General features: G+C 51.9%; 17 protein-coding genes. 2 read left to right on the forward strand and 15 right to left on the reverse strand.

Translation table 11 applies throughout. The features are described 5' to 3' along the window. Positions 1 to 26: 26 nt before the first annotated feature. Together ribD and nrdR are read right to left on the reverse strand one after the other, a co-directional pair. Entirely contained in the window at positions 27 to 1,130 is a 1,104-nt protein-coding gene (ribD, locus tag Y71_RS20950) for a bifunctional diaminohydroxyphosphoribosylaminopyrimidine deaminase/5-amino-6-(5-phosphoribosylamino)uracil reductase RibD (RefSeq protein WP_007373511.1), read from the reverse strand. A 2-nt stretch (positions 1,131 to 1,132) separates the two neighbouring features. Beyond that, a complete protein-coding gene (gene nrdR / locus Y71_RS20955; protein ID WP_007373510.1) occupies positions 1,133 to 1,582 on the reverse strand; it encodes a transcriptional regulator NrdR in 450 nt (149 codons plus the stop codon). Positions 1,583 to 1,735: 153 nt separating this feature from the next. On the opposite strand from nrdR, the gene Y71_RS20960 reads away from it, so the two are divergent. Continuing rightward, positions 1,736 to 2,278, forward strand: a complete 543-nt coding sequence (locus Y71_RS20960) for a SadB/YajI family lipoprotein (RefSeq protein WP_007373509.1) — start codon at positions 1,736 to 1,738, stop codon at positions 2,276 to 2,278. A gap of 291 nt (positions 2,279 to 2,569) precedes the next feature. Continuing rightward, the gene (locus Y71_RS20965) at positions 2,570 to 3,454 is read left to right on the forward strand and encodes a nucleoside-specific channel-forming protein Tsx (protein WP_007373508.1); all 885 of its coding nucleotides are present in this window, start codon (positions 2,570 to 2,572) and stop codon (positions 3,452 to 3,454) included. 53 nt (positions 3,455 to 3,507) lie between these two features. Here Y71_RS20965 and Y71_RS20970 read toward each other — a convergent pair whose 3' ends face one another. From Y71_RS20970 to gspG, 13 genes are all read right to left on the reverse strand, one after another. Continuing rightward, on the reverse strand, positions 3,508 to 4,263 hold the full coding sequence (locus Y71_RS20970) for a prepilin peptidase (RefSeq protein WP_007373507.1): 756 nt from the start codon (positions 4,261 to 4,263) through the stop codon (positions 3,508 to 3,510). Next, positions 4,253 to 4,789: a type II secretion system protein gene (locus tag Y71_RS20975; protein ID WP_007373506.1), complete on the reverse strand. Its 537-nt coding sequence runs from the start codon at positions 4,787 to 4,789 to the stop codon at positions 4,253 to 4,255. Before Y71_RS20975 ends, Y71_RS20970 begins: the two co-directional genes overlap by 11 nt. Further along, entirely contained in the window at positions 4,776 to 5,138 is a 363-nt protein-coding gene (locus Y71_RS30805; protein WP_007373505.1) for a type II secretion system protein, read from the reverse strand. The genes Y71_RS20975 and Y71_RS30805 overlap by 14 nt, the downstream gene beginning before the upstream one ends. After that, positions 5,125 to 5,598, reverse strand: coding sequence for a type II secretion system protein (locus Y71_RS30950; RefSeq protein ID WP_007373504.1), 474 nt, complete (start codon positions 5,596 to 5,598; stop codon positions 5,125 to 5,127). The genes Y71_RS30805 and Y71_RS30950 overlap by 14 nt, the downstream gene beginning before the upstream one ends. Further along, entirely contained in the window at positions 5,595 to 7,466 is a 1,872-nt protein-coding gene (locus Y71_RS20990; RefSeq protein WP_107146470.1) for a secretin GspD/PilQ domain-containing protein, read from the reverse strand. The genes Y71_RS30950 and Y71_RS20990 overlap by 4 nt, the downstream gene beginning before the upstream one ends. Before the next feature lie 11 nt (positions 7,467 to 7,477). Next, the gene (locus tag Y71_RS20995) at positions 7,478 to 7,972 is read right to left on the reverse strand and encodes a hypothetical protein (protein ID WP_007373502.1); all 495 of its coding nucleotides are present in this window, start codon (positions 7,970 to 7,972) and stop codon (positions 7,478 to 7,480) included. Continuing rightward, positions 7,969 to 8,382: a hypothetical protein gene (locus tag Y71_RS21000; protein WP_007373501.1), complete on the reverse strand. Its 414-nt coding sequence runs from the start codon at positions 8,380 to 8,382 to the stop codon at positions 7,969 to 7,971. The genes Y71_RS20995 and Y71_RS21000 overlap by 4 nt, the downstream gene beginning before the upstream one ends. Before the next feature lie 124 nt (positions 8,383 to 8,506). Further along, positions 8,507 to 9,019, reverse strand: a complete 513-nt coding sequence (locus Y71_RS21005) for a hypothetical protein (RefSeq protein ID WP_035943189.1) — start codon at positions 9,017 to 9,019, stop codon at positions 8,507 to 8,509. A 152-nt stretch (positions 9,020 to 9,171) separates the two neighbouring features. Then, entirely contained in the window at positions 9,172 to 9,843 is a 672-nt protein-coding gene (locus Y71_RS21010) for a hypothetical protein (RefSeq protein ID WP_007373499.1), read from the reverse strand. Continuing rightward, on the reverse strand, positions 9,821 to 11,461 hold the full coding sequence (locus tag Y71_RS21015; protein WP_007373498.1) for a GspE/PulE family protein: 1,641 nt from the start codon (positions 11,459 to 11,461) through the stop codon (positions 9,821 to 9,823). Before Y71_RS21015 ends, Y71_RS21010 begins: the two co-directional genes overlap by 23 nt. Next, complete coding sequence (locus tag Y71_RS21020; RefSeq protein WP_007373497.1) at positions 11,461 to 12,639, reverse strand: type II secretion system F family protein; 1,179 nt, start codon at positions 12,637 to 12,639, stop codon at positions 11,461 to 11,463. The genes Y71_RS21015 and Y71_RS21020 overlap by 1 nt, the downstream gene beginning before the upstream one ends. Before the next feature lie 5 nt (positions 12,640 to 12,644). Further along, entirely contained in the window at positions 12,645 to 13,094 is a 450-nt protein-coding gene (locus Y71_RS21025) for a lytic transglycosylase domain-containing protein (RefSeq protein ID WP_007373496.1), read from the reverse strand. Between the two features lie 2 nt (positions 13,095 to 13,096). Next, the gene (gene gspG / locus Y71_RS21030) at positions 13,097 to 13,516 is read right to left on the reverse strand and encodes a type II secretion system major pseudopilin GspG (protein ID WP_035887343.1); all 420 of its coding nucleotides are present in this window, start codon (positions 13,514 to 13,516) and stop codon (positions 13,097 to 13,099) included. Positions 13,517 to 13,521 lie beyond the last annotated feature (5 nt).

Raw genomic sequence — 13,521 nt, forward strand, 5'->3', positions numbered from 1 at the left:
GCGCTGCTTCCCTTTTACAGCAGGCATCACGCGTGGGTAAGATGCAGGCAGACATCCGGGCCAACCTGCCGTATCTCATTGAATTTAAAATGCGGTGCATCGGCAAGCGCCGACAGCCCCGGCAATACGCACAGGCCGCGCGCATCCGTGCCTAACAGCTTCGGCGCAAGATAAACCACCAGCTCATCCACCAGCCCGGCCTGCAACAACGCACCGGCAAGCGTTGCGCCCGCTTCCACCCAAATACTGTTAATTTGCTGTTTTCCCAGCAACATCATCAGCATCACCAAATCGACATGGCCGTGATGTTCCGGCACGATAATCTCGCGCACGCCCGCAGGCCAACTGCGCTCATCCGCTTTCGTGCGGGCAAACCAGGTTTCACCCGGCAGTCCGATCAGTTTGTGCGCTGGAGTAACCCGATTCTGGCTGTCGATCACAATGCGCACCGGCTGGCGCACATTTTCTTGCGGATAGAGCGCCTGGCTGTCGGCATCCAGCTCTTCCCAGCGCACCGTCAGAGAGGGATCGTCCGCCAGCACGGTAGCGCTGCTGGTGAGAATAGCATGGCTTTGCGCCCGCAGACGCTGCACGTCCCGGCGCGCCTGCGCGGAGGTGATCCACTGGCTTTCGCCGCTGGCCATCGCCGTTCGGCCGTCCAGCGATGCGCCGAGCTTAAGCTGCACATACGGAAACCCGGTACGCATCCGTTTGAGGAAACCTTTGTTCAGCGCTTCGGCTTCACTCATCATCAGCCCGTGGCTGACATCAATGCCTTCCTGCTGCAAACGATAAAGGCCACGTCCGGCCACCTGCGGATTGGGATCCTGCATCGCCGCGACAACGCGTGCGACGCCAGCCGCAATCAGCGCTTCACAGCAAGGCGGCGTACGCCCGTGATGGCTGCACGGCTCCAGCGTCACATACGCCGTTGCGCCGCGCGCGCGCTCACCCGCCATACGCAGCGCATGCACTTCGGCATGCGGCTCGCCAGCGCGATAGTGAAAACCTTCGCCAACGATCTCGCCATTGTTGACGATCACACAGCCGACGCGTGGGTTCGGATGGGTGGTAAAACGCCCGCGTTGCGCCAGTTTCAGCGCCCGCGCCATGTACATTTCGTCCTGCATGATCAGTCCTGTAGGCGTGCGATCTCTTCGCCAAATTCGCGAATATCTTCAAAACTGCGGTAAACGGAGGCAAAGCGGACGTAAGCCACTTTATCGAGCTTTTTCAACTGCTCCATTACCAGATTGCCGATCATTTTACTGGGAACTTCGCGTTCGCCTGTTGCGCGAAGTTGCGATTTAATGTGGTTGAGCGCCATTTCCACGTCGTCGGCGCTTACCGGACGTTTCTCCAGCGCTTTCAGCATACCGCTACGTAATTTGTCTTCATTGAAGGGTTCACGCACTTCATTGCTTTTCACCACGCGCGGCATTACCAGCTCAGCCACTTCAAAAGTGGTAAAACGCTCATTACAAACCAGACACTGCCGGCGGCGGCGGACAGAGGAGCCTTCTCCCACCAGACGAGAATCGATTACTTTGGTATCCACGGCGAAACAGAATGGGCAATGCATACGGCGTCCTGACGTGTGAGTTAACTGAAATCTATTTTACCCTGAACTGGCATGACAACAAAGGCAGACCGTTTTTGAGATAATGGATCGATGGCAACGCAGCCGTTGCGATCTACCATTACAACACTCTTTCTTTTCACGGAAACAGACATAATGACAAGACGTTACCTAAGAACACTCTTACTGGGAAGCCTTTTTGCCCTCAGTGCCTGCGCCCAGCAAAGCGAAGTCCGTCAGTTGCATCAAAGCGTCAGCACGCTGAATAGCGAGATGAGCAAACTGAACAAAGAAACGGTGAAAATCACCCAGCAGAACGCGCTGAATGCGAAATCCGGCAGTGGTGTCTATCTGCTGCCCGGCGCAAACACGCCAGCTCGTCTGAACAGCCAGATTGGTATGTTGCGTATGTCTTTGCAAAACGTCGCGCCAAATGCCGCCGGAACCCGCGTTCTGCTGCGCATTCAGGGCGAATCGAACGATCCGTTACCGGCGTTTAGCGGTACGGTTGAGTGGGGACAGATTCAGGGCACCACGCAGAATTACCAGGAAGTTAACGTACAGAATCAGCTCATCAACGCACCGGCCAGCACGCTTGCGCCAAGCGACGTCGATATTCCGTTGCAGTTAAACGGCATTACGCCAGAGCAATTAGGTTTCGTCCGTATCCACGATATTCAGCCCGCCAGCGCGCAGTAATTCCCCGGGCGACGATGTCGCCCTTTATTGCGTTTTGTAACGCTTTTTCTTCTTTTTCCACGTTCGGTCATCACATTCACGAATTTGCAATATTGGTAAATGCCAGTACAATCGCCCCGTTTATTGCACGCAAACGTGAACGCAATCGATTACGTATGTGTCAATAATGTGAAACAACACATATTTTTGTGAGCGCTGATACTTATAATAGGCGCACAGAAATATGAAACATTTAATTGCAATGCGTGCTTTCTTTCACTCCCTTCTGGGATATCAATCAGTGGCGAAAAGATGAAAAAAACAATCCTCGCAGCCGGTGCTGCTCTGGCGCTTTCTGCGTCTTTTACTGCAAACGCAGCGGATAACGCTAAACCTGAATACGTTTCCGACTGGTGGCACCAGAGCGTCAACGTGGTGGGCAGCTATCACACCCGTTTCGGACCGCAGATCCGCAACGATACCTACCTTGAGTACGAAGCGTTCGCCAAAAAAGACTGGTTTGACTTCTACGGTTATGCGGATGCGCCGGTATTCTTCGGTGGTAATACGGATGCGAAAGGTATCTGGAACCACGGTTCTCCACTGTTTATGGAAATCGAACCGCGTTTCTCCATCGATAAGCTGACGGGTGCCGATCTGAGCTTCGGTCCGTTCAAAGAGTGGTACTTCGCGAACAACTACATCTACGACATGGGCCGCAATGCCTCTGGTCGTCAGAGCACCTGGTATATGGGTCTTGGTACCGACATCGACACCGGCCTGCCGATGAGCCTCTCCCTGAACGTGTATGCGAAATACCAGTGGCAGAACTACGGCGCCGCTAACCAGAACGAATGGGACGGCTACCGTTTCAAAGTGAAATACTTTGTACCGATCACCACCCTGTGGGGCGGCCAGTTAAGCTACATCGGCTTTACCAACTTCGACTGGGGCTCCGATCTGGGTGATGAGAGCGGTAACGCGAACAACGGCATCAGAACCCGTACTAATGATTCCATCGCGTCCAGCCACATCCTCTCTCTGGGTTACGATCACTGGCACTACTCTGTTGTTGCCCGTTACTGGCACCACGGCGGCCAGTGGAACGACGACGCCAGCCTGAACTTCGGCAACGGCGACTTCAGCGTACATTCGACCGGCTGGGGTGGTTACCTGGTTGTGGGTTACAATTTCTAAGCCCGCGCGTAATGACAAAAAAGCCGATCGCACGATCGGCTTTTTTATTCCTGTCACGCAGCCAGCATTGCCCGGAACAGCCAGGCAACGGCTGCAATAATGATCGCCGGGCCGAAGGGAAAAGCTTCCGAACGGTTGGCTTTAATAATGAAATAGCCATATACCAGACCTAAAAGCGACGCGATAAGCATGATGTGAAATAGCGCTTCGCAGCCCTGCCAGGCACCGATACCGGCAAACAGCTTCATATCGCCAACGCCGATCCCGGCTTGTCCGCAGCGCCACAGAAACAGGCGATTCAGCGCCCAGGGAATGAGAAAGCCCACCGCAGCACCCGCAACAATACCGCTCATTGCTGCACTGTCAGGCTGTTTCGACCATGCCGATAACATCGCCAGCCCCAGAAAGGGCAACGTCAATTTATCGGGCAGCAACAGGTAGTCATAATCAATAAACAACATGACGACCAACAAGAACAGCAGCGACAAATCGAGCAAGCTGGCCGCATTGACGCCCTGCCAGCCGATCAGCAGTGCAAACAGCAGCGCCATGGTGAATTCAACGCCAGGATAGCGCCAGCTAATGGGTTGACGACAGCACTGGCTGCGCCCCTTCAACCAGAGCCAGCCAAGCAGAGGAATGTTGTAACGCATCCTGATACGCTGCCGGCAATGCGGGCAAAACGAAGGCGGCCAGCTCAGATTGATCGCCTCCCCCAGCATCATGCGCGGCAAGCGATAAATGACGACGTTGGCAAAGCTGCCGAGGATCGCACCTAATAACGCAAAGAGCAGCGTATTACCGATCATCTTGCTTCACCGTTATGCCATGCGTTGTGCCGTCGGCAGAGCGACAAGCAGACGGGAGCGGCGCGTTTGCCACATCATCCACTTTAAAAATCCACTTCGGATAGGTGTCTGCTTTTTTAAAATTCACCAGCGCTTTCGGAAATGCCGCCGTGCGAAGCGGCCGCCCTTTCCCTTTACTGAAGACGCCCACCCAGCGGCCTTGCTTGTCGTAGCTCATCCCCCACTGCCGCGAGCCGGTCAACGGATCGGTAAACCAGCGGCGCAGGTGATAAACCACTTTTTTACCGCGAGGATCGCGCAGCAGATCGTCAAAACTCAGCGGGAGACAGCCATTCCCCGCTTTCTGATACTGCTGAATGGCATTACGGATCTGCACGCCGCGGAAAAATAGCTCCTCTTCCTGCTGCTGCCGATAAACCGCCTGCCGGTAACTGCTCTCTTTCAGCAGTGCCAGCGAGAGCATTGTCAGCATCAGTAACACCCACAGATAGGTGAATCCCCCCTGCCGCTGGCTACTCCTCATCATCTGACGGGCTCTTTTCTTCCAGAGAGGGAGAGGTGACATCCGTTATCTGGCCGTCATCATCGCGTTTTACGTCCCAGTTATCGCGGGTATTGGCAACAGGATCCATCGGAATTTCAAACAGATAACCATTGTTCACCAGATCTTCCAGCTCTTCCGGGCCGAGCAGGCGATCGTGACGATACGCCGCAATTGCCGAGCGCAGCGCATTACGGTTGTGTTTTAGCACCACGACTTTCGCGTATTCGGTCTGGCCGAAAAAACGCGGTGCCACCAGCGTCATTAAGGTGGCGATGATCGCCATAACAACCAGTAACTCGATGAGCGTAAAACCTTTTTCACCATTGCGCATAGGGTATTCCATTCAATCCTGGCTGGCTGCTGGTGGAACTGACATCCCAGACATCCTTACCACCTGTCGTCTCTCCCGGCGCCTGGGTGGATGCGCGCACCCGCCAGGTTTCGGTGTTCTTCCTGCCGTCGCAGTCACAAAAGGGATCGCGCGGGATCCGGCGCAACAGATAGATTTTTTCTTTGTTCGGGGACTTTTTATTCACCACGCCATCAACCAACAGATCGAGCCAAGCAGGCCAGTTGGTCATATCGGCATCTTTCTCAATGATCCCCTCCTCAACCAACTGCCCGTAACGATCGATTGCGCTGCGAATGTCACGCAGCGCGACGCGCAACTCCTCTTCATTACGCTGCTGCTCCTGTCGCTGATAGATGGGAATGGCGGCACTGGCAAGCGTCGCCAGCAGCGCCAGAGAGATCATCATCTCGATCAGCGTAAAGCCACGCTGAAACTTCACCGCGCATCCCCCTCGCTTTTCGCCAGCGTCGGCGCAGGCAGTTTACCGGCTGGCGGGAAGTCCGCTGGCGGCATCAGTGGCGGTGGGGTAAAGGTCTCTTTTTTATCATTCGCTTGTTGGGCGGAAGGCAGATAACCGCTCTCTCCCTGCGACTCTTCGCTGCCCATCTCAATGGTATTGATATGGGTTCCCGGCAGATCGATGTTACGTTCAATGGTTGGCGTAATCAGCAACACCACTTCCGTACGCTCTGTGCTGTTATCGTTGCTGCCAAAAAGTTTACCCAGCAGCGGAAGATCGGATAATCCGGGCAAACCGGTCAGCTCATCGCTGTCGCTCTCTTTGATCAGACCAGCCAGCACTTGTGTTTCGCCATTCTGGCTGCTCAACACGGTCGTGGCTTCACGGTTGTTGGTGCGGTAATAAGCCACGCCGTCTTTCGAATGCTCAGCGCCGCCAATAGTGCTGAGATTGAATTTCACATCCATGGAGATGGTGCTATCAACGCTGATATCCGGTGTCACTTCGAGTTTCAGCCCGACATCCTGATACTCAACCTGCTCCTGAGAAAAACTCTCTGAAATACTGCTTGTCAGTACCGGAATACGCTCGCCAATATCGATCACCGCTTTTTTATTGTTCTTCACACGGATTCGCGGATTGGCGAGAACCCGCGCATGAGAACGCACTTTTTGCAGATTGGCGGAAATCCCCTGGCTGGCGCCAAGATTGATAAACATATTGCCCTGGTTAAACCCATTCAGCGGAATATTGGTGCTCTCTTCGCTGGCGTTAAAGCCAACGCCCACCTGTCCTGGGAAGTTGATGCCAAGAATCTCTTCGTCTTTGGCGTTAATCTCCAACACTTCCACACCGAGCGTTACTTCCGCTTCCGGGCGATCGAGGGTCATCAGCAATTGTTCAGCCTTCTCTACGCTTTCGCGCGGCCCACGAAACGTGATCGAGTTGGTCCGCTCATCAACATGAACATCACGGATCTTAATCAGGTTACGCAGCGCAACATTGAGATCCTTCGCTTTGGCATAGCCCAGGAACACCGTTTTCACTAAGGTGTCGCGATAGGTTTTCTCTTTTTGCGCCGTCGCGGGATAAATCAGCAAGGTATTGCTGTTGAGTATCTTTTTACGTAACTGATTAGAGAGCAGCAGCAAATTCAGGGCGTTTTCTGCCGTTGTATCGTTAGCAATCAGGCTGGCAGTGGCTGTTTCCGGAACGTCTTTATCGTAAATAATATTAATACCGGTGATCTTGCTAATCGAAGAGAAAATATCCATCAACTTATGTTTCTGGAAATTAAAACTCACCGGCTTACGCAGCTCACGATTCATTTTTGTTTCTGGTTGATTCTGCAATGCAATTTCACGCATCAGATGATCGCGCATTTCAGCAGCCTGCGGCCAGTTAGGATCTTCCTCAAGAACCTGCTGAATTTTTTGCAGCGCCAGTTCCGGCTCGGTCTTATACTGAACAATAGCCTGTTGATATAATTTATCGAGAGCACGAGAGCCTTCGATCTTTTTTAGCCCCTGTTGCGCACTAAAATTTCCTGGCTGGTATGACAATGCTGAACGCCAGAATTTCGTCGCAGAGAGGTAATCATTCCGCGCAACAGCCTGGTTAGCGGCTAACAGATAATAATTAACCAATTGTGTAACCATTGACTGACGTTCAGTACGCAGTTCAATATCACCCGGTTTGGTCTTAATCGAGTTATCAATCTGCTGTATTTCACTGACCAGGGTGTCAATATTTCCAATATTCACTTTTTCAGGCTCTGGAAGCCTGTCGCTTGCGCAGCCTGTTAACAGAATTAACGAGCAGGCAACGCTGAGGATATTTTTTTTCATCTGCTTCACGGTTATTTAATTTTCAGAGAATTAAGATCGATACGTTTTTCAACCTGGCCGGACATCGCTTTAATTGTCACGTGGTCAGGTTCTATTGCCTGCACTTTCCAGTCCGGGGTGAGTAAATCGCCGGGTTGAATAAAGTCTTTCTTTCCGCAATTGCTACAAAGCAACCAGTTTTGCATGCCATCCGTAATAATGATGATTTTCTGGTTATCGCTTATCCAGAGTCCTGCCAACTGAAAAGGAAAAGCAACTTCCTGTACCACCGGAGTCGTAGAGGGTTTCTCTTTTACGGGTAGGGTGTACACAGGAAATAAATCCGCCAGTTCATCACTTTCATTGCGCACAACGGGCTTTTTACTCTCCTTCGCTTTTTGCGCGACGGCGGGTTTCGTCTGCGTGCCGGATAATGCCCCGGCTGAATCATCACCAAAGAATTGCGCCCATACCACCAGACCCAATGTGAGTGCCAGGCATACTTTCAGATATAACGGGATTTTCATGATGGCTCCAGACGTGATGTCAGCGTAAGCGTCAGCTGCAGGTTGATTTGCAGGCGCTCACTATCCGGGTTCGCACGCGTAACCGATACCCTGTCGACATTAAAGATCAGGCTGCTTCTCATCTTGCTCAGCGAACGTGTTAATCCGGCCCACTTCCCCTGCAGCGGAATATCGAGCGAAAGCTTGCGTTGGCGGTTTTTTTCTTCTTTGCTGAACTGATAATGACTGCCATCAACCTGTAAATGATTCTGCTGGAGAATATCAAACAGGGTTTTAACTTGCTGATATTCGGTTTCGTTCAGCGCGCTTTGCAATTGCCCTTTATCGTTAGCTAATACCGGCAGCGGTTTCTTTAATTGTTGCTGTAAAAGCGTGTTGTCATCACGTAACCGGGTAATATCGGGCAGCATATAAATATGCTGATAGCACAATAAAGCGACAGGCACTAACAGCGCAAGTAGCGTTTTTTTCCCCGTTTTCTCCAGAAGGCAAGAGAGCCTCCAATGAATATTAGATAAGGAAAGTCTCATATGATTAACCTGCAAAAATGATCATCAGAGTCGAATTCACGGCCCATTTATCGGTAGCGTTCTTTGCTGGAGTATGATTTTTTAACTCTACCCGGGCAGGAATTTGCTCAAGTTGCGCGCTAAAATCCATCAGTGCCGATAACGATGTCGCACTGACATCCAGTGTGACGATTTTCTTATTTGGGTTAGCATCCAGAGAAACAATCGCAATATCAGAAGTGAGTAACTGCGCAACAGGATTGAGCATCGAAATAATAGAAACCGATGCTTTTTCATTTGGTAGACTTTGTTGTGCTTTGACTTTTAGCGCCCGGATAATCTCATTTTGTCTGTTGACTGCCGCAGTTATATGCTGATTTTGTTGAGCAAGAACCTGATGTTCCTGATATTGCTCAAACATCGTTACACATAAATACAGCGTCAGGATCAGCGCAATAATAATAACAGGACACGCATAAACGGAACGTGAATAGTTACAAAGGAACGGCATTCCTTTTAGACGGAGTTCAAAAGACATAATTCTTCCCATGAATGACAGTCTTGATAAATGACGTTCTGAATACAGACCATCAAAATAAAACTAACGGCATACTACGGATATAGTACTAGTCAGAAAAATGGTCTGCGGAGCCAAAAGAGATGTTTTCAGTTCACTTTATTATCAGCGTACTAACAGGCATTAAGGAAATGACGCGGCGCATTATTATCAAGCCCCATTAATCGCGCCACCAGCGCCAGTTGCCGCTGTGCATCTCCATCACTGTCATTATTCAGCCGCCAGACCTGATGCCACTCGCCCTGCTGGCGCGCTGCGTAAATGCTGGAATGCGCGCCGCGCAGACAAAACAGCGCCTCCTGGGGCAGCTGCCGCAACCAGGGATGCAGTTGCACCTGAAATTCAATCGCAATGCCCTCCACGCGTAGTTTTCGCTGTTTGCCGATGCGCAGCAATATTTGCCACAGGCGATCGTCAATGGTGGCGGCGAGTGCCGTTGATGCGTAGTTGACCGAGATAAAATCGGTCTTTAGCGACTGCTCTTGCCCGCCAGGCCACTGCTTTATCGCCTGGGACGCCGCGTAACCGCGAAAATCTTCCGGGTTGGTGATCCCCTCCTGCCACGGCACCGTAAAGTGGTGAACCCGGCTACTTTCCAGCCAGAATCCCAGCGTGTCGCGCCACGGCACACGACCAATATGTGGCGCAATCAGGCCATCCACAGCCTCTTCCAGCGTGGCATCATCGGTGATTTCGCACTCGCCGATGCGGTTGCTCGCGCAGCGTAGCACCAGATGATGTTCATAGATTTCGCACAAAAATTTACGCGGGCGCAGTGATAACACGGTTAATCTCCTGAAATGTGGTTTTCCCTTCAAGAACGGCGCGAATGGCTACGTTATGCAGAGGGACGAACCCTTGCGCTAATGCAATTTCTCGCAGTTGCCGTACCGGCATCCGCGACTGCAATGCTTCTTTCATCACATCGTTAAAAGGCAGTATCTCCGCCAGCGCCAGCCGTCCGCGATAACCGCTCTGCCGACAGGACGAACAGCCGCGCCCCTTGCGCCACAACGGTTGCAGATGGTTGAGATCGCTCTGCTGCCACTGCGCCAGATCCTGTTCAGTCGGCGCAACCTCCTCCTGACAATCCGGGCACACGCTACGCACCAGCCGCTGGGCAAGTACACCCTGCAAGGCGGTCAGTAAGCTTTCTGTTTCCACATTCATATAGAGAAAACGTTCAAGCACACTAAACACATCGTTGGCATGCACCGTGGATAACACCAGATGCCCGGTCAACGCCGCCTGTACGGCAATACCTGCGGTTTCGCTGTCACGAATTTCCCCGACCAGAATGGTGTCCGGATCGTGACGCAGAATGGCGCGCAGGCCACGGGCAAAAGTCAGCCCTTTTTTGTCATTCACCGGGATCTGCAGAACGTCATTGAGCTGGTACTCAACCGGATCCTCAATGGTGATGATTTTGCTCTCACCGTTATTCAGTTCGCTCAGCGCCGCATACAGCGTGGTGGATTTGCCGCTTCCCGTCGGGCCTGTCACCAGCACCATGCCATGCGGCCGGTTGGTCAATTGGCGGATTTCCCGCAGGGTATGATCGTCAAAGCCGAGAATTTCCAGGCTAAGCGTACTGCTGTGCGACTTATCCAGTACACGCAGAACCGCATCTTCACCATGAATGCCGGGCACAATAGACACGCGAAAATCAACGGGGCGCTGGTGAATAATCGCTTTAAAACGCCCATCCTGCGGAACCCGCCGTTCAGAGATATCCATATTACTGAGCACTTTCAGACGTGAAATCACCTGTTCGGAATAGTGAATTCCCTGGCAATGGCGGATAGCGTGAATCACCCCATCGACGCGGTATTTCACCGCAAGGCCATCGGGAACGGCCGAAAGGTGAATATCGCTGGCGCGGCTCTGCATCGCATCGTACAACGTGGCGTTGAGTAGCTTGATAATAGGATTCGCTTCGTTGGCGATAATGGCGGGCGTGATCTCAAGGATCATCTCATCTTCCGCACCTTCATTGACCTGCTGTTCAAGCTGATCCATGGTGCGCTGCTGACCGGCCAGCGCCTGCAACTGCTCCTGAAGCCAGAGCGGAGGCGCAATAGCCAGCGTGACCGGCAAACGCTGCGCCCACTGGCGAAGATCCAGTGAAAAGGGATCGCTCAGCAACAGCCACTCCTGCTGCTGCCAGCGCACCGGTAGCACCTTCCATCCCACTACGTCGTTGAGCGAGACATGTTCAAAATGGATCTCTGCCGCATGCAGCTCTTCTGCTGTCAGCGCTTTCAGCCCCAGTTCCGCCGCCATCCATGTTAAAGCATCCGGCTGTTCCAGCAGAACCTGCTGCAACGTCTCTCCGCGCTGGGGTTCGCTGAGCGCCAGCAGACGATCGATTACGGTAGAAATCTCATTCGGCATTACATTCATCAGGACATGCTCCCTGCCATTTCGAAAATCGGCATATAGAGTAAAAACACCACTAACCCGACAATCCCGCCGACAATCATCATCAATACGGGTTCAAAGATGCGGGTAAATGAATCAATGGCACGTTCCAGCGCCTCATCATAAAAAGCCGCAATACGCTCGCACATTCCCGCCAGCTCGCCGCTGCGCTCGCCCACCTGGATCAGGCGCATGGCAACCGGCGTTGTCAGTTGCTGGCTTTCAAGAGATTCCGATAACGTATTGCCCGCCAGCACGTGTTCCAGCACTCTGTTGAGGCGCTGATGGTGGCTGGCTGGCAGAACGGCTTTTGCCAGGCGCAGCGCATGCGGCACGGGGACACCGCCCTCAATCAACAGACCTAACGTGCGGTAAAAACGCACCAGAATGCCCAGAAATTGTTGCTGCCGGAGCTGAGGAATTTTCAGCACCAGGCTGAACAAGGTTTGTTTCACCACTGGCTGTCGGAAAAGCAAAAAGAAAAACGCCAGACAGGCGGCAAGCGCCAGCAACAGTTCCTGCCCCGAGTGCTTGACCAGATTTCCCCACCACAAAATAAGCCGGGCGCTGTCAGTCAGCGTGTTCATCCCTTCAAATACTTGTGAAAAGCTGGGGACGATAAACCCCAAAAGAAAACAGATAATTAATCCGCCTACCGACAGCACAATCACCGGGTAGGTAAGCGTTCCGCGAATGCGTTTACGCAGTTGCTCAATCCGTTGTTCGTAATAGTGATAACGCTTCAGCGCGTTGGCCAGATGCCCGGTTTGCTCCGATGAAGCCACCGTATTCACCAGTAAAGGCGGGAAGATTTCCGGTTGTGCGCTCATCGCCTGCGAAAGTTGGCAACCGGCATAGAGTTTTTCCAGCAACCTTTCGAGCATTTCAAGAACCTGCTCATCGGTAGAGCAGGCGCGCAGCGTTTCGATGGCTTCAGTGACCACCAGGCCCGCTTCAAGCAGCGCCACCAGTTCCTGAAGAAATAAACCAAGGGCGAAGCGTTTAATCTGCTGTTGTTTTTGCGGAATAACCCGCACAACGGCATGACCCGCTTGCTGTAATTGATGACGGGCAGCAATCGCGCTTTCTGCCTGAGTACGCATTTTTTTACGCTTGCCATTATCTAAATAAGTGACTTCCCAGCTATGCGTTTTGCTCATAAAGCTCAATCCTTATGCTTATTTTTCAACCGCAGATAAACGGGAGCAACTTTCTTTATGTAGCGCTTGCGCCACATTTTAGTTTTACTGTCACGGCCATTGCCGGCGTTATATGCGCCGACCGCTTCCCAGCTATAGCCAAATAAACGCATCTGTCCTGCTAAAATCCAGGCTCCCACCATAACGTTCTGGCAAGGATCATTCATTAATGCGTGTTGTGTAATGTTATATTTTTTTAATTGGCTGAAATGCTGACTATTAATCTGCATAAGACCAATATCCGTGGAGCCATTTTTATTTCCATTGATTGCCGATGGCAATAATCCTGACTCCACGATACCAATCGCTTGCAACAATTCAGGTTCGATACCATAACGTTCGCCAGCGCTACGCCAGCAATTTGCCATCGCTGGCTGCACGGAGAGCAGAACTAACACGATGAGCAGCCTGATCATAATTAAAATCCGTAAGTGATATCCTTCCCGTTTTTATCTGCGGTGGAAATTTCAACTTCATAGACTTTTTGTTCTGCTCGCGCAGGGTTATGCCATTGGTATTCGTGGCCCCACGGATCTTGCGGAATTTGCTGCGCCAGATAAGGGCCATTCCAGTTGGTGGCATCCGACGGTTTTTCAACCAGAACACTTAACCCTTGCTGCTCTGTCGGATAGCTTCCGGTATCCAGTCGGTACTGGATTAATGCATCTGCAAAGGAATGCATCTGACGCATTGCGGTTTTCTCTTTTGCCTGATCGACATTCGAAAAAAGTTTTGGCCCAACAAACCCGGCCAGCAACGCAATAATCATTAATACCACCAGCAGTTCAAGGAGCGTAAATCCCTGCTGAGCTTTAAACTTAACATCTATTTTTTTCATAATAG

It is taken from the genome of Kosakonia radicincitans DSM 16656 (assembly GCF_000280495.2).
Classification (GTDB): Bacteria; Pseudomonadota; Gammaproteobacteria; order Enterobacterales; family Enterobacteriaceae; genus Kosakonia; species Kosakonia radicincitans.

Bases quoted from the DNA above. Each gene is read 5' to 3' on its own strand.
- ribD (WP_007373511.1), bottom strand. From the start codon at position 1,130: ATGCAGGACGAAATGTACATGGCGCGGGCGCTGAAACTGGCGCAACGC.
- nrdR (WP_007373510.1), bottom strand. From the start codon at position 1,582: ATGCATTGCCCATTCTGTTTCGCCGTGGATACCAAAGTAATCGATTCT.
- Y71_RS20960 (WP_007373509.1), top strand. From the start codon at position 1,736: ATGACAAGACGTTACCTAAGAACACTCTTACTGGGAAGCCTTTTTGCC.
- Y71_RS20965 (WP_007373508.1), top strand. From the start codon at position 2,570: ATGAAAAAAACAATCCTCGCAGCCGGTGCTGCTCTGGCGCTTTCTGCG.
- Y71_RS20970 (WP_007373507.1), bottom strand. From the start codon at position 4,263: ATGATCGGTAATACGCTGCTCTTTGCGTTATTAGGTGCGATCCTCGGC.
- Y71_RS20975 (WP_007373506.1), bottom strand. From the start codon at position 4,789: ATGATGAGGAGTAGCCAGCGGCAGGGGGGATTCACCTATCTGTGGGTG.
- Y71_RS30805 (WP_007373505.1), bottom strand. From the start codon at position 5,138: ATGCGCAATGGTGAAAAAGGTTTTACGCTCATCGAGTTACTGGTTGTT.
- Y71_RS20990 (WP_107146470.1), bottom strand. From the start codon at position 7,466: ATGAAAAAAAATATCCTCAGCGTTGCCTGCTCGTTAATTCTGTTAACA.
- Y71_RS20995 (WP_007373502.1), bottom strand. From the start codon at position 7,972: ATGAAAATCCCGTTATATCTGAAAGTATGCCTGGCACTCACATTGGGT.
- Y71_RS21000 (WP_007373501.1), bottom strand. From the start codon at position 8,382: ATGCTGCCCGATATTACCCGGTTACGTGATGACAACACGCTTTTACAG.
- Y71_RS21005 (WP_035943189.1), bottom strand. From the start codon at position 9,019: ATGTCTTTTGAACTCCGTCTAAAAGGAATGCCGTTCCTTTGTAACTAT.
- Y71_RS21015 (WP_007373498.1), bottom strand. From the start codon at position 11,461: ATGAATGTAATGCCGAATGAGATTTCTACCGTAATCGATCGTCTGCTG.
- Y71_RS21020 (WP_007373497.1), bottom strand. From the start codon at position 12,639: ATGAGCAAAACGCATAGCTGGGAAGTCACTTATTTAGATAATGGCAAG.
- Y71_RS21025 (WP_007373496.1), bottom strand. From the start codon at position 13,094: ATGATCAGGCTGCTCATCGTGTTAGTTCTGCTCTCCGTGCAGCCAGCG.
- gspG (WP_035887343.1), bottom strand. From the start codon at position 13,516: ATGAAAAAAATAGATGTTAAGTTTAAAGCTCAGCAGGGATTTACGCTC.